This window comes from Alteromonas sp. ALT199 (assembly GCF_018619335.1).
Taxonomy (GTDB): Bacteria; Pseudomonadota; Gammaproteobacteria; order Enterobacterales; family Alteromonadaceae; genus Alteromonas.
On the sequence record NZ_JAHHDX010000178.1, the window covers coordinates 24858 to 39735 of the forward strand.

13 protein-coding genes are annotated in these 14878 nt (G+C 42.5%); 5 read left to right on the forward strand and 8 right to left on the reverse strand.

What is annotated here, in order from left to right:
• Positions 1 to 9: 9 nt before the first annotated feature.
• Complete coding sequence (locus KL866_RS20005) at positions 10 to 693, reverse strand: PilZ domain-containing protein (protein ID WP_025255247.1); 684 nt, start codon at positions 691 to 693, stop codon at positions 10 to 12.
• Positions 694 to 885: 192 nt separating this feature from the next.
• Here KL866_RS20005 and KL866_RS20010 point away from each other — a divergent pair, with 192 nt between their 5' ends.
• A complete protein-coding gene (locus KL866_RS20010) occupies positions 886 to 2679 on the forward strand; it encodes a M61 family metallopeptidase (RefSeq protein WP_214996708.1) in 1794 nt (597 codons plus the stop codon).
• A 125-nt stretch (positions 2680 to 2804) separates the two neighbouring features.
• Here KL866_RS20010 and KL866_RS20015 read toward each other — a convergent pair whose 3' ends face one another.
• The 3 genes from KL866_RS20015 to yejK all read right to left on the reverse strand — a co-directional run bounded on the left by KL866_RS20015 (position 2805) and on the right by yejK (position 5856).
• The gene (locus KL866_RS20015; protein WP_251140203.1) at positions 2805 to 3668 is read right to left on the reverse strand and encodes a M23 family metallopeptidase; all 864 of its coding nucleotides are present in this window, start codon (positions 3666 to 3668) and stop codon (positions 2805 to 2807) included.
• Positions 3669 to 3807: 139 nt separating this feature from the next.
• Positions 3808 to 4683: a 6-carboxytetrahydropterin synthase gene (locus KL866_RS20020; protein WP_025255244.1), complete on the reverse strand. Its 876-nt coding sequence runs from the start codon at positions 4681 to 4683 to the stop codon at positions 3808 to 3810.
• 66 nt (positions 4684 to 4749) lie between these two features.
• Positions 4750 to 5856: a nucleoid-associated protein YejK gene (gene yejK, locus KL866_RS20025; protein WP_214996712.1), complete on the reverse strand. Its 1107-nt coding sequence runs from the start codon at positions 5854 to 5856 to the stop codon at positions 4750 to 4752.
• 159 nt (positions 5857 to 6015) lie between these two features.
• Here yejK and KL866_RS20030 point away from each other — a divergent pair, with 159 nt between their 5' ends.
• On the forward strand, positions 6016 to 6234 hold the full coding sequence (locus KL866_RS20030) for a DUF1414 domain-containing protein (RefSeq protein WP_025255242.1): 219 nt from the start codon (positions 6016 to 6018) through the stop codon (positions 6232 to 6234).
• Positions 6235 to 6242: 8 nt separating this feature from the next.
• The gene (locus KL866_RS20035) at positions 6243 to 7769 is read left to right on the forward strand and encodes a DUF3413 domain-containing protein (protein WP_214996714.1); all 1527 of its coding nucleotides are present in this window, start codon (positions 6243 to 6245) and stop codon (positions 7767 to 7769) included.
• A gap of 222 nt (positions 7770 to 7991) precedes the next feature.
• On the opposite strand, the gene KL866_RS20040 is transcribed toward KL866_RS20035, so the two are convergent.
• The 3 genes from KL866_RS20040 to KL866_RS20050 form a co-directional block, all read right to left on the reverse strand.
• On the reverse strand, positions 7992 to 8879 hold the full coding sequence (locus tag KL866_RS20040) for a putative RNA methyltransferase (RefSeq protein ID WP_214996716.1): 888 nt from the start codon (positions 8877 to 8879) through the stop codon (positions 7992 to 7994).
• A 187-nt stretch (positions 8880 to 9066) separates the two neighbouring features.
• Positions 9067 to 10197: an enoyl-CoA hydratase/isomerase family protein gene (locus tag KL866_RS20045; protein ID WP_214996718.1), complete on the reverse strand. Its 1131-nt coding sequence runs from the start codon at positions 10195 to 10197 to the stop codon at positions 9067 to 9069.
• 62 nt (positions 10198 to 10259) lie between these two features.
• Positions 10260 to 11414: an acyl-CoA dehydrogenase family protein gene (locus tag KL866_RS20050; RefSeq protein ID WP_214996720.1), complete on the reverse strand. Its 1155-nt coding sequence runs from the start codon at positions 11412 to 11414 to the stop codon at positions 10260 to 10262.
• Positions 11415 to 11652: 238 nt separating this feature from the next.
• On the opposite strand from KL866_RS20050, the gene KL866_RS20055 reads away from it, so the two are divergent.
• Positions 11653 to 13254, forward strand: a complete 1602-nt coding sequence (locus tag KL866_RS20055) for a response regulator (protein ID WP_311236165.1) — start codon at positions 11653 to 11655, stop codon at positions 13252 to 13254.
• Positions 13255 to 13314: 60 nt separating this feature from the next.
• On the opposite strand, the gene KL866_RS20060 is transcribed toward KL866_RS20055, so the two are convergent.
• Entirely contained in the window at positions 13315 to 14190 is an 876-nt protein-coding gene (locus KL866_RS20060; RefSeq protein WP_214996722.1) for an NAD(P)-dependent oxidoreductase, read from the reverse strand.
• A gap of 88 nt (positions 14191 to 14278) precedes the next feature.
• Between KL866_RS20060 and KL866_RS20065 the strand changes: the two genes are divergently transcribed.
• Positions 14279 to 14761, forward strand: a complete 483-nt coding sequence (locus KL866_RS20065; RefSeq protein ID WP_025255235.1) for a glutathione peroxidase — start codon at positions 14279 to 14281, stop codon at positions 14759 to 14761.
• The last annotated feature ends 117 nt before the right edge of the window (positions 14762 to 14878 follow it).

The following is a 14878-nucleotide window of genomic DNA, read 5'->3' on the forward strand; positions in this document are numbered from 1 at the left end:
CCTTTTCCGTTAGGTTAACAATGTATGTCGGGACAACAGCTCTTCTATTAATTTTTCATCACAAGTAAAGGCGAGCCCATAATAAACCATGTCGCTTTCAAGCTTATGATTCTTAACTTTTGCAGTTAGCGCTACTTCTTTACCGTCTAACGAATAGTTTAGTTTAACTTCAGCTTCATCGAGCATTATCGGCCAATTTGGTTTGACTTTTAATACCACCTTACAGCCTTTCTCGCTTAGGTCGATGATTATGCCTGTTACATTTTCAGCATCTTCATACACCTCGGCGTCTAATGATACGGATATACCCAATTGCGCACGTTTAACCGAACGAAGTCCAATGCTTTCGACACGCTTAGGAAAACTTGTAATAAGCAGGCCTGAGGGTTTAGAGAGCAATTTGAGTACTTTAACTTTAAACGCAATGACTTGGCCGGTATCACCTTCAAGTACAGAGCGAACAACAATCTCATTGCCTACAGTAAGTGCGTCTCTCACGGTTATCCACTTTGCTGAAGTGGGAATATGAAAAAGCAAACAATCGTCTATCAACATGCCGATATAATCAGTTTTTACGCGCTTTGGCGCAGCAGGCATAGCAATTTGAAGATCAACCGTGTCACCAGGTACCAGCGTGCGCATTGATTCCAAATTATCGTCGCTAATTAAACTACTTTGTATTTTTTCAGCCATTTCTATTTGTTATTGCTGGATTTAACATTAATTCACTAAATGTACGCATCAAACAAAAACTTATCAACACTAGGTTAGATTGCCGAACGGATAAATCAAAGAAAATAACTTTTCGTATTGGCCGAGCTATTGGGGTTAACCCGATTGATTGATATAGTTATTACACTAATTTTGGTTATTCTCCGGAGATCTATGCCTTCTGTTCTTCACTATACGTTAACTATTTCTCATTGGCGTGCACACCAGTTTAATGTCACGCTGCAGGTACCTGCGCATTCCGCCTCTTCGCTAGAATTGTCTTTACCAAGTTGGATCCCGGGAAGCTACATGGTGAGAGACTTTGCTAAAAGCATTATAACGTTAAGTGCCAGCAGCGAACGCCTTGATAGCTTCCCAGTAGCCAAGCTCGACAAACAAACTTGGCGAGTAGATACCAACGGGAAAGCTTGTACTGTCCGCTACACCGTTTACGCTAATGACCTATCTATTCGCTCAGCCTTTATAAACGATCAATACGCGTTTATTAACGGTACTAGTGCATTTTTACGTGTTTCTGGGTTTGAGAATACGCCCTGTGAAGTAGACATTGAGCTTAACGAAAGCGATTCAGCAACCGCTCACTGGAAAGCTTATACGTCTATGCCTTCTCGCTGTGAAAGCACTAGTCCATCTCGTTGGCACTTCATTGAAGAAAATTACGATGAACTCATTGACCATCCTATTTATGTGGGCATTGCAGACACTTACAGCTTTGACGTCGATGGCATTACTTTTACGTTACTTTTCTCAGGTAACAACAACATTGATTACGAACGCATAGCAAACGACTTAGCGCCGATATGCAAACACCACTTAGATTTGTTTGGTGCACCACACCCTATCGACAACTATTTGTTTATGACGCTGCTTGCTGATAACGGCTTTGGCGGCTTAGAGCATAAATACTCAACCGCCCTTCTATACCCGCGTTTTGATCTTCCTCAAATTGGTGAGAGTGAGAAAAAAACTGACAGCTACATCACGTTTTTAAGCTTGTGTAGTCATGAATTTTTCCACACATGGCATGTGAAGCGCATCAAACCTGGCGTGATGGTAAAACCAGACTTATCTCAGGAAACATACACAAATCAACTTTGGATTTATGAGGGTTTTACTAGCTTTTACGATGATGTAACCCTTGCTAGAGTCGGTATGATTGAGCCACAGAAATACCTTGATATTGTTGCGCAGAATATCAGTCGACTTTTACAAAATGTGGGGCGCTTTAAACAAAGTGCTGCCGAAAGTAGCTTTGATGCCTGGACAAAGTTTTACAAGCAGGATGCGAGCGCCACTAACAATATCGTTAGTTATTACACTAAAGGCGGCATCATCGCTCTGGGATTAGATTTGCTGCTTCGAAAAAGGTCAAACAACCAAATAAGCTTAGATAATTTAATGCAACTGCTGTGGAAACACTATGGCATAGACGAGTGCGGCACTCCTGATAACGTGATCCAATCCCTATGCGAAACCCATTTTGGCATTGATGTTTCAGACTATTTAGACCGTGTAGTTTATGGCACAGAAGATGTTGAATTAGCCTCATTGGTAGCTGAAATAGGTCTAAATTATGCGGCGCGCGCTCGTGTGTCCGCTGAAGATAAGGGCGGAACCTCGCCACACTCTTCAATTAAAAATCAGCTTGGCGCGACGTTAAAACCGGCGACGTTTGGTCTAACGGTTATTCAGGTATTTGAAGGTCTTGCCGCGATGAAAGCAGGTATTCTTCTAAATGATGTCATTATTGCCCTAGAAGGTCATATTGTTAATGCTCAAAAACTTCAGCGCTTACTAGATACAGCTCAAGAATCAACGGTAAACATAACACTTATTCGCGATGGACGACTTTTAACGGTTCCTCTTGAAGTTACTCAGGCTAGACAAGAAATGGCGTATTTTGATATTACTGATGAAGAGAAGCTCAATCAGTGGTTAGGTAAATAAAGCAACGCGTAATTACTGAAAAGGATACTATAAAGAATATTAAAAAGAATACTAAAAAGGCGCCTTCGAGTTTTACTTGAAGGCGCCTTTTCAATGCTTCTTTAACCAATAAAATCTATTGGATTTTATTGTTCGGGAGAACCAGAGATTATGGTCTGCGGATCTAATCGAGTTTTCCCTAAGTTAATACGCCAATCTAAGTGCGGGCCGGTGGAACGTCCGGTTGACCCAATCGTACCTATTTGTTCACCTTGCTTAACAGTATCACCCACTTCAACCGTAAAACTATCCATATGCAAAAACGTTGAAAAAACGCGCATGCCGTGGTCAAGGATCAAAGTATTACCTGAATAATAGAGATCATCTGCCATGGTAACCACGCCATCCACAGGTGCATAAACAGGAGTACCTGTTTTATTAGCGATATCCACACCGTAATGCGGCCATTTCGGCACACCATTTAAAATACGTTGGCTGCCGTAAACGCCCGAAATTCTGCCTTTGGCTGGCCACTCAAAACGGGTGAACAGAGCATCTAAACTCGTATTTCCGCTTCGCGCATTGGCAACGTTAACGTTATCTTTCTTTATCCGAGCGGTTACCTCAGCAGGCGGTGTAACCATTTTCTGCTCTAGACCATCGATGCGTTGAATATTGTATTCGCGCTTTTCAAGGGTAATGTCACGTGTCCACGTTTTACCATTATCTAGCGTCACCACTAAACGTTGCTGAAGAGGTGCTTCTCTTTCAAAGCCCACAACAAATTTGCCGTCCTTGTTTGTCTGAACTGGCTCGCCATTAAGAGTGACCGTAGCGCCTGCTGGAGCCTGACCGCGTAACAAGGCGCCTTGGGTAAATTTACCATTTAGCGAAACCTCAATCGGGTTTTTATCTTGGACCGGGTCAGACGATACCTCAGTGCCTTCATTCGTTGCAACTGCCGCAGTCGCAACAGGGCTTGCGATAGGGCTGGTGATAATTACACCCATTGCAAAAATACACGTTAATGCACTTGGTGCCCTATTACCCAACGCTTTTGTTATTACGCTGATTATTGGGTTAGTTAACGCGTGTTTAGTATGTGTGGAAGCCATATTATGCCCTATCCTTTACTGCTTTCTGCTAACGCTAGCCTTTAACCGTCGCGCCTTTACCCACGCCTTCGTAGGCAATGATTTGGCAAACGCCGTCAGGTGTGCGCTTCTTTTGTTCTTCAAGAAGATACTGAGCTAAACACTCAACGGTCGAGTCGGTCTTGATGACTTCACAATCTGATTTAGGAATAAGTAGTTCAAAATACCCCTGTGAAGATTCATAAGCGAAACAGTAGTAGTCCTCTTCATTTGCTACTTCACCTTTAAGCTTTCTGTCGCCGTAGGCAATTTCATCTTCACGGGTTGCAATATAGATATCAGCCCAACGGTCTGCCCAATATTGTTGGCTTTCAATGCTCACTTTACCGTCAAGAAGAACATCAATTCGAGAACGGTGCCCGTGGGCTATACGCTGACAGTTACCATCGTGCTTTTTCAGCCCATGAGTGTAATGATAAAAAGGTGAGTTGATAATTTCTTCACGCAGATGCAGCGTTATGTTTTCAACATTCTCAGGAAGGTGTGTTGCCAACACTTCTTTCAAATAAACGCCAACAGACTCCATATTTATTTCATCTGAATATACAAAGGCATACGCTTCAGCCGGGCAATGTAACATAATGCTACGCCCATCATTGCAGGTAAAACGGGTTTCTACCTGCTCAGTCACATCATCGTGAATGACCTCCGACCCGCTATATTCAGCAGGGACTAAAAGCTTGTGATCGACATACTCGTCAATAAGTCGCTTTAAGTTCTTTTTCACGTGACCAAAGTCTTGAACCATGCTCTCTTCATTAAGTTCACCGTCCAAAATCACATCAACAATCCAGCTTTCGCCCACCATGCCGCGCTTGGGGCAAAGGTAAGAGAAATCCATCACTGTCAAATCATTTACAAATAATTGCATAACACCCTTGAATCGAGTTTATTTTCTACTAACTAGTATACGTTTTTTATTTTCGCTTCGCAGCGACTAGTCCATTGAAGATTGGCGATCAAGCTGATCTTTTAAATTTGGTGGAATTCCGCGAATAGTTAAGGTATCCGTGGCTGGGTCGTAAAACACCCTGTCTCCCATCAATTTGCGATCGAAGCTTAGCGAGATGCCACCGCCCTGCCCAGTAAATTTCGCTAACTGTTTCAAAGCAGCAGGATCGGGCTGAATTTCTTTCTCAAGCGGTGCTTCCATAGACTGGGTAAAGGCAGAAAAGTTACTGCTGGTCTCTTCATTCTGAGGAAGTCGGTTTGCCAGTTCATCCACCGACAAGCTCTCGCCTGCATCAATCTTTTCTTTGAAGTAAGATTTAACTTCTTCTCTATGTTGATGCTGTTCTTGTGGGTCTAACGACTCACTGGCAAGATATGCATCGACCGTTGAAATAAGTTGCTTATTTTGCTGCTTAACATCAACAAGCTCTTCACAGCCCACGAACTGCATGAAGAAATCAGATACTTTGCGCCCCATTCTACCTTTAATAAAGCTAACGTAACGCTGTTGCTCTGGCTGAATATCCCACTGAGTTAAATCGAAACGCACGGCCAGCTGCATTTTAGCTAAATCTAAATGTTCGCGGGCTGATAGGTCTAACGAATTAGTAACCTCAACATGTGAGCGGGTATTGAGTAGCGCTATCATTAAGTACTGTGTGGCTAAGTATTCATACTGGCAAAAAATAAGAAAGCCTGTTTCTACCGTACCTGTATCAGCTAAAGTACGTACTAAGCGGTTTGTCGCCGATACTGAAAACCCGTGAAACGCGTTCTCGACGTTGTCACCCGCCTCTTTTTGAATATTCATATATTGCTTAAGACCTTCAGCAAACTCAGCTACGCTCTCGGTACTTGTTTGGGTGGTCGCTTCGCCTTCTTCGTTTTCGACTTTAGCTTCGCGGGTTACTTCAGTGACAAAATGCCCTACGCCTTTTCCGGGCTTAGCATTGAAGCTATGGTTGATTTGATGGGCTAAAAGCTCAATTTCCGGCGTTACTGCCAAACAGTTATCGCGGGGAATAGCTTCAATTTTCTCTTCCTTGTTTACAATCAAACGATGTACAACAAAGTGATGAATCAGTGCACTCATAGAGTATCAGGTGTCCTGTTGCTTAAAAAGTGTCAGAAATATCCAAAGAATTGCGGGATTTTAGAATGAATGATTGTACTCACTCAAACAACGATTATAATCATTTTACGTGTAAAACCATTCTTTTTATCAAAGAAATCATAAAAAAGAGGCGTAGCAATGCCCCAACAGAGCCGCTATAGCAACGACGAATTCGAAACGCTAATGAATAATGTCATTCTAACCCTTGAAGAAGGCGGTGCAAACCGCGATCTTTCACTTATGGTGTTAGGCAACGTCATTACGCACATTTTAAATACTCAGGTAGCCCCTGAAAACCGCGAAGCCATGGCAACACAGTTTGCCGACGTACTTAAGAAAAGCGTAACAAAAAGCTAAGGGATTGCATGATACTTGCCGAATCACCTCGTCGCCAGCGTGTTACTAAACTGGTAAATTGGGGGCATTGGTTTGCCTTGGCGAATATTATCATCGCCATTGTTATTGCCTCGATTTTTGTTTTCTCATCACCTATGCCTGGCACAGGTGTCGGCACCTTGTATCTATTAGCCAATTGGTTCGGTCATATTGGTTTTATGACCTTCTTTGGCTTTGTCATTTTTATTCTCCCCCTTTGTTATTTAGTAAATAACCCTAGGGTCATTAAGGCAAGCGCGTCCATAATCGCTGCTGTAGGTTTAGCGCTTTTGGCGTTTGATGCGCTGCTATTTAATCGCACCGGCTTTCATATAAGTTTTCACGCCGCCGATTTACTGCGCAGTGAAGCGCAATCAACAATAGCTATAGAGAGTTGGCAACAATGGGCTTTCTTGTTCTTGCTTTTCGTTGTTTGGCTTGGTTTCCAGTTGGTTTTAGCTAATGCTATTTGGAAGCGTGTTGAACGCTTTACTCGCTACAAAGTAGGAATACCCGTCGCTACCTTTTTCGTAAGCTGCTTTGTTACCAGTCACGCTATACACGTTTGGGCTGATGCCAAGTTGTATCAACCCATTATTGCCCAAGACAACATGTTTCCAATTTCCTATCCCGCGACGGCTAAAACCACCATGTCGCGCTACGGTTTGCTTGACTTAGCAGCCTATGAAGAACGGAAGCAACTACAATTTAACCCAGACATTCACAATATTACCTATCCTGCCGAACCCGTTTATTGTTCTATTGAGACCAATAAAAACCTTACTGTAGTAGTACAGCTAGACGATGATAACACCTTGAATTTAAGCGAGCTTGAAGGTGTGGCGTTGAATAAAGTGGCTAATTACTATTCAACCGCGAGCAGCGTCGAAGGTTTAATGACAGCAACCTTGTTTGGCGTGCCCGAGATTTATCAGGATGCGTTGTCTAAAAAGCGCCCTGTGTTGCTAGCACTTCCTCTAGGTTCTGGAATGCCAGTTTCTATTCATAGTGATATTGCCTTACCCCTTCCTCAATTGTCTGGCTATTTACAACCTTTAACTAATGGGCACGAAGGTCTGCACATTGCTTTTATGAATAGTGCTGACATTGAGGGGTATGTGAAAAATACGTTAGATAGAAAACATGACGTAATTATAGCAACAGGTTTTGGCAGTGAAGGTGGTAAAGGTACGCTATACAGTACGCTTAAAATCAAAGCTAAACTCGCTAGCACGGAAGACTTAGCCCCCACCATTTTGAGCGCATTAGGCTGTAATGCACCGTCTACATTTTATTCAACTGGGCAAAACTTATTGGCACCATCACGACCTTGGTTAGTTAGCACCTCAGGTGAACGGATTGTCGTATTCCATGAGAATAAACGTACAGATGTACTAAGTAACGGAAGTTATGAAATAAGTGACTTATCTACTGGTAAACGCAGTAAAGATACGTTGAATGTTGATTTACTTAGTCAGGCTATCAAACATTTATCGCGTTTTTCCACGCAGAACTAACGAATTCATACTGCAGCGACAGTCCAACCTATCGCTGCAACTACTTATATCTACAATATAAAAATCAAACACTTAAAAAAAACCTTGGGTTACGCGTAACTGTTTATGCGTAATTTAAAGCAGTGTTGTAACCGAGTCACGCTGTGAGACGAACTGAGCTCACTTAGCTGTGGTCGACATTAATAACGCCGCCTCGGTCGAAAAAACCACGCTTTTTGTTAGTTAACGACTCTCTACTTTTCCATTAACAACAGATGCTTCTTTTCGCCAGAGCTGGATATGAAAGTCTGCGGTTACACAATCTAAAGAAGTAACGATAGATTCAATTTTGCCTTGTGGCAATTTCCAGTAAAAAGGTGTCATTTTTATAAGCGCTAACCTGTGATCTTCGCTTTCAAATTTGATGGGAAATGAAAATTCTTCATCGTGAACACGGGTGAAGCCGCTTCTCGGTTCGTCATTGACTTGATGCAGTCTCGGCGTGTCGTATACCAGCTTCTTAAGCTCAAATAAATGCTTCGGAGCAGGGTCTACGGTAACGAGTAAACCTTCATTTTTTAGTACTCTTTGATACTCGTCATTACTGCCAGGTGCAAAGACCTGCATCACTACATTATGCGTGTTATCTTTTAGAGGTAAATCAAAGCTACTTGCTACAACAAACTGCGCTTGTTTATAAGCTTTAGCGGCTAATTCAACGGCTATTTTAGAAATATCACTTCCCGCAGCCTCAATAGAAAACCCTTTAAAAGAAAGCCCCTGCACTATTGCATCTAAATAGCTTCCCTCTCCGCAGCCTGCATCATAAACAGAGAGCACCTGTTTAGACACTCCCTCATGCAAGTTATTTTCAGTACTCGTTTCACTAAGCAAGATGTCTACTAATTCCACTAACCTGTCTTTCAACGGTTTGTAAGTATTTAGCTGATGAAATTCTCTTCTCGCTTTTACCATTTCCTTATCGTCACCCGGCAGTTTCGATTTTTTGAACTGCACAGGTAATAAGTTGACGTAGCCAGATTTTGCTTTATCGAAGCTATGATTATTTTCACAGCGAATTGGCGTTGCATTTAGCGCGATTGATGATTTACAAAGTGGGCAGTGCCACATGATAAGATCTTTGTTGTTTTGGATTTGCCGAAAAGGATATCAAAATCGATACCTTCACGGCAATAAAGGACTACAATATTGCTGAGGGTACTAAACGTTACTAGAGCTAAACCATCTAAGCAGGTTTGCTCTAGTTTACGCCTGCTTGTTATTACCCTTGTAGTGTGTTTTGCGAAAAACGAAGCTCTTAAAGCCCTGATAACGGGTGTTTGTCTTCAGGCCATGGAGAGGTAAAGAAATGGTCGACTACTTCCTCCGGCACATCTTCTACATTTTCGTATTTCCATTTGGGCGACATATCCTTGTCAATCAATAGTGCTCTTACGCCTTCTTGAAATTCGCCACTTTCACCGCAGCGACAAGACATATCAGCTTCCATTCTAAAACAGTCGGCAAGGGTCATATTTGCCCCTCTCTTGCACTGCTCATACACTAAATGCATAGTTATTGGAGAGCCTTTCGCCAGAGTGCTTTGTGCCCTAGACAACCATTTATCTTGGCTCATATCGGCGCCTAGAATGGCATTAACTATGTCGGTTACGTTATCAGGTGAACACAAGTCATCAATGAGCGCCATATTAGGTTCTACATTGCTGCTAGGTAAGGTGTCCGGCGCTTGTAACGAATCAAGAATCTCTGATACGGCTTCAGCAAAATTAACGCCATCTGTTTCATTCCATGAATAATCAGAAAGCTTTTGTAGTAAAGCGTCTTTTTCTGAGCTAGCTACTAGCGCATCCGCTAGGCCGACAAAACGTGCATCAGCGCCATTCATCTGTCCGCCTGTTAAGCCTAAGAACAAACCTGATTTTCCAGGCAAGCGAGGAAGGAAGTAGCTCCCACCCACGTCTGGGTATAATCCAATTGTGATTTCTGGCATAGCTAGACGCGACGTTTCGGTTACTACGCGATGGCTTGCTCCACATAACAGGCCCATACCGCCTCCCATCACAATACCGCTACCCCACACTATAATGGGTTTGCTGTAATTATGTATGGTGTAGTCTAAGGTGTATTCCGTTTCAAAAAACGTTTCTAAGAATTGGGGAATATGGCCTTGTGCTTCCACCATCGAACGATACATAGATACAATGTCACCACCAGCGCAAAATGCCTTACCACCGGCTGCATCTATTGTCACAGCTACAACATCGCTACGCGTTTGCCATTGCTGAAGCGCCTTAAGCATGATTTCAGCCATCGTTAAATCCAGCGCATTTAGGGCCTTCGGCTTATTGAGCGTTAAACGGCCTATTGTAAAGTCGCCGTTAGATGTTTTTAACTCATCAACAATGACCACTGACTCCATCTCTGACATACCTACTTTTCTCCATTGTTCATGTATTGAAACGTATTCGCCTAACTGAATAAAAAAGCGTGTTAAAGAACGCTTCGCTCATCTGAGAGTAAACGACGTCCAATGATCACTCGCATGATTTCGTTGGTACCTTCTAATATCTGATGAACACGTACGTCTCTAAAATGACGCTCTAACGGATATTCTTTAATGTATCCGTATCCACCGTGCAACTGCAGTGCTTCGTTACATACATTGAAGCCCACGTCGGTAGCAAAGCGTTTAGCCATAGCACAGTAAGTCGTTTTATCTGCGTCATTATTATCTAACTTACACGCTGCCATACGCACCATTTGTCTAGCAGCAACTAACTCTGTCGCCATATCAGCTAACTTAAACTGGAGTGCCTGAAAGCCTGCAATAGGTTTACCAAACTGCTCACGCTCGTTCATGTAGTCACGAGCAACGTTTAGCGCTTGTTGTGCCGTGCCCACTGAGCAGGTAGCAATATTAATTCGGCCACCATCAAGTCCTTGCATGGCCATTTTAAAGCCCTCACCTTCTTCACCAAGCAGCCAGTTTGATTCAAGCTTTACATTATCAAACGTAATCATTCGTGTAGGCTGAGCATTCCACCCCATTTTCTCTTCTGCTTTGCCATATTCAATGCCGTCTGCATTCGCTGGCACTGCAAATGCAGACACGCCCTTCGGGCCATCTTCACCAGTACGCGCCATAACGACAAGTACATCTGTACTTCCTGCGCCAGAAATAAACACTTTAGATCCATTTAGTACATACCCACCGTCAGCCTTCGTCGCCTTTGTGTTTAGCGAAGCCGCATCTGACCCCGCGCCTGGCTCAGTTAAGCAATAGGACGCAAGCTTGTCTCCAGCGACTAACTGTTCGCACCACATGTCTTTAACTACGCTGGTGCCCCATGTTGCAATCATCCATGTGGCCATATTGTGGATGGTTAACATGGCTGTAGTGGTGGTGCACCCCATTGAAAGCTGTTCGAAGATAATGGAAGAATCGAGTCTTGATAAGCCAAGGCCTCCCGCACATTCAGGCGCATATAAGCCGCAAAAACCTAACTCGCCTGCTTTTTTAATCGCCTCTATGGGAAAATGATGCTCTCGATCCCACATTGCAGCATTTGGCGCCAGTTCTTGTTGGGCGAATTGACGGGCGGTTTCTTCAAAGGCTAATTGATCATCGGTTAATTCAAAGTTCATTAGACATACCTTCAACTGAGTTGCTTTCTAAATACAATAACTAATACCTACCCCTTACGTAAACGTAAAGGTAAAAATTTATTTAAAATTATGGGTGAGCAACGTAAATATTTTGTGACGAGAAACTCAGTTTGTTTCTGAAGCTAGTGCTGGTATACAAAACTTATCCTTTTTAATAATGCACTTTTTCTTAGCCGCTGATAAGCTAGCTTTAGTTTATATTATTCATATGATCGCCGTGGAATTTAGAATAGCCATAGTAGAAGACAATGCTACCGCCCGAACCGCGCTTCGAGGACACCTTATGTCTATTGCGAATTTGGCGGTAAGTAGCTTTGCTTCCGGTATTGAACTAAAGGCAGCGCTAAAAAAACAAAACTTCGAGCTGTTGTTAATGGATTACCACCTTGGACAAGGCAAAACGGGTGTTGAATGGGTACAAAGTTTGCGCGAGGCGGGGTTTATTCGACCGAGTACGGGAATAATTTTTCTTACCTCAGACCGCTCTCCACAAATAATCGGCCGGATTATGGATCTTCAACCCGATGTTTTACTCATCAAGCCCTATACTATTGCTTCGTTAACTCGCCAAATTAATCACTATTTGAAATACCGTGATTTTGTCAAAAACGTTTTACACTCATTAGACAATAAACAATTAGAGAGAGCTATTAGCGTTGTACGCGCCAAGATTTCTGAAGGCATTCCCCCTCGCCTAGTGGCGGATATACGAAAACTTTACGCGCGACTTCTTTATGAAAATGGCGACATACAAAGAGCGTTGAACATTTATGATGATGTGCTGACTCGCAGCGACAAAGTATTGTGGGCCCAATGGGGCAAAATAAAATGCCAATACGCGTCAGGGCAATGGCCACACTGTAAAAATCATTTAAGCCAAATGGTAAACTCAAGCTTGGCACGCGATAAGGCGTTTGAATGGCTAGCCTCTATCTCCTTTGAACAAAACTCTTACGATCAGGTGGAGAAATATCTAAACGAGATAAAATTTAGTGAATTGAGTTTGCCCGCCGCCAAACTTAAAACCCTTGCTTATCAAAAACAGGACAAGGTTGTTGAGGCCATCGACCTTTTGCAAAAAAAACGTGCTATGCACCGAAGTGCTAAAGACAGGTTTAACGATTTCACCTTTGAATTAGCCGAGTTTTACTTATTTTTGGCTGAAGAGTCACCTGAAACCAATAGAGAAGAGAGTTTATCTCAAGCGAGGAAATTAGTAGGGATTGCCGGGAGAAGCCAAGGTGACCCACAAACTTTGCAAAAAAGAGATTACCTTCTGGCGTTTTCGGCTGTATTAGATGGAGATTTAGAAAAAGCAGAACACTTACTTGAAGCTGACCACGTCGATAATTATTTGCGAACCGAACCATCTATATTGGTTATTGCTGCAAAGGTCCATCATAAGCTTGGCGATGAACGTAAAGCGGGTGAGCTATTGTTAATAGCTAAGCAAAAAAATGCAGAACTACAGGCCATATCTGAACAGGTGATGAACGACGAGTTAATATTTTCCGGTGGAGAACGATTAGGGTTGAATCACCAACAGGCTATTTCTATTAATGAAACCGGTACCCAGCTTTTTATTGAAGGATTGTTTGAAAAGGCAATGAAGCATTTTTACGATGCTTTTCAACTTTCTCCTACCACCGCAGCTTTTGCCTTAAACTTACTTCAATGCATGATTGAAGCAGATACAGCGGTATACCGGAAGTTTAGTATAAGTCGCTTACTCGAAAACATTACCTCTTTACCCTTAAACGACACAAACAAAGCTCGTTTGGAACAACTCACTTTAGCGGCTCAGGAGCAAGCACTTTAGTTTTTTTAAAGTACTTGCGTCAACAAATTGCCTTTACAGTTTCTAACAGAAACGAGACTACTACTTTAACCGAGTAAGCAAACTGGACGTATCCCAGCGGCCACCCCCAAGTTTTTGTACGTCAGAATAATATTGGTCAACCAGCGCGGTAAGCGCTAGTGTCGAACCATTTTTACGGGCTTCATCCAATGCAATACTCAAGTCTTTACGCATCCAATCGACAGCAAAACCAAAATCAAAGGTGTTATTTAGCATAGTACTTGCTCTATTTTCCATCTGCCACGACTGCGCTGCGCCTTTACTGATAACATCGATTACCGAATTACAATCAAGACCCGCTCGTTCGCCAAAATGTAGCGCCTCGGCCAAACCTTGGACAATACCTGCAATACAGATTTGATTCATCATTTTTGCCAGTTGACCACTACCGCTTTTACCTAGTAATTGGCTATGGCGAGCATAATGTGACATTACCGGCTCGACATTACTGTATATCGCTTCATCACCGCCAACCATGATAGTCAGTTGACCATTTTCAGCACCTGCTTGCCCTCCAGAAACTGGGGCGTCTAAAAAACCAACTTGTTGATTTTTACTACTAGCATAGAGTTCTCTAGCGACATCTGCCGATGCGGTTGTATGGTCAACTAATACGCTACCCGGTTTCATCACTTTTAATGCCTGCGTACCGACTTCTCTCACATCATTGTCATTACCTACACACATGAAGACAATATCAGCTTTTTGGCACGCTTCAGCAACGGTATTGCAAGCACTTACCTTTGCATCAGATTGACCATAGGTGTCTAACCAGGTTTTTGCTTTCTGAGCGGTACGATTATACACAGTGACCGAATAGCCAGCTTTGCTTAAATGCCCTGCCATAGGGAACCCCATCACACCTAAACCCAAAAAACTCACTTTCAAATTGCTCATACAGAATATACTCTAGATACTTAACAAAGATGTTTGAATTACCTAAGAGTAACAGACTTAATAACAACAAAAACATAGGAATATTGCTTTGGAACTCTACGAACACCCTATTACGTTAAACAACGGCGAACAAACAACCCTTGAGCAATATAAAGGAAAAGTTTTGCTTATCGTTAATACTGCGAGTAAATGTGGCTTTACCCCTCAATATGAGGGTCTAGAAGCACTTTATAAAAAATATAACGATAAGGGCTTCGAAGTTTTAGGCTTTCCTTGCGATCAGTTTGGGCATCAAGAGCCCGGTAGCGATAGTGATATCGCACAATTTTGTAGTTTAAATTTTGGTGTGTCGTTTCCGCTTTTTAAAAAAACGAATGTAAACGGGCCTGATGCAAACCCTCTATTTGAAGCTTTAAAGCACGATGCGCCTGGCCTTTTAGGTACCAAGCGTATCAAATGGAATTTCACTAAATTTTTAGTTAATGCCCAGGGAAAAGTGCTAAAACGCTATGCGCCTACTGTTAAACCGCAAGTCATTGAGAAAGATATTGTTAAGCTTTTATCAATGTAAGTAGTACGTGATTTCATTGAAAGAGCGTAATAGTTATCAATTTCGCTCTTCTAATTTTTTGATTGAGGTCTGGGTAATTTGATGGCTAGCGTGGAAATTTTTAAGAGTCTATGGATC

What these genes read in the sequence shown, in the direction of transcription:
- KL866_RS20005 (WP_025255247.1), bottom strand. Translation starts at nt 693, where the DNA reads ATGGCTGAAAAAATACAAAGTAGTTTAATTAGCGACGATAATTTGGAA.
- KL866_RS20010 (WP_214996708.1), top strand. Translation starts at nt 886, where the DNA reads ATGCCTTCTGTTCTTCACTATACGTTAACTATTTCTCATTGGCGTGCA.
- KL866_RS20015 (WP_251140203.1), bottom strand. Translation starts at nt 3,668, where the DNA reads ATGGGTGTAATTATCACCAGCCCTATCGCAAGCCCTGTTGCGACTGCG.
- KL866_RS20020 (WP_025255244.1), bottom strand. Translation starts at nt 4,683, where the DNA reads ATGCAATTATTTGTAAATGATTTGACAGTGATGGATTTCTCTTACCTT.
- yejK (WP_214996712.1), bottom strand. Translation starts at nt 5,856, where the DNA reads ATGAGTGCACTGATTCATCACTTTGTTGTACATCGTTTGATTGTAAAC.
- KL866_RS20030 (WP_025255242.1), top strand. Translation starts at nt 6,016, where the DNA reads ATGCCCCAACAGAGCCGCTATAGCAACGACGAATTCGAAACGCTAATG.
- KL866_RS20035 (WP_214996714.1), top strand. Translation starts at nt 6,243, where the DNA reads ATGATACTTGCCGAATCACCTCGTCGCCAGCGTGTTACTAAACTGGTA.
- KL866_RS20040 (WP_214996716.1), bottom strand. Translation starts at nt 8,879, where the DNA reads ATGTGGCACTGCCCACTTTGTAAATCATCAATCGCGCTAAATGCAACG.
- KL866_RS20045 (WP_214996718.1), bottom strand. Translation starts at nt 10,197, where the DNA reads ATGTCAGAGATGGAGTCAGTGGTCATTGTTGATGAGTTAAAAACATCT.
- KL866_RS20050 (WP_214996720.1), bottom strand. Translation starts at nt 11,414, where the DNA reads ATGAACTTTGAATTAACCGATGATCAATTAGCCTTTGAAGAAACCGCC.
- KL866_RS20060 (WP_214996722.1), bottom strand. Translation starts at nt 14,190, where the DNA reads ATGAGCAATTTGAAAGTGAGTTTTTTGGGTTTAGGTGTGATGGGGTTC.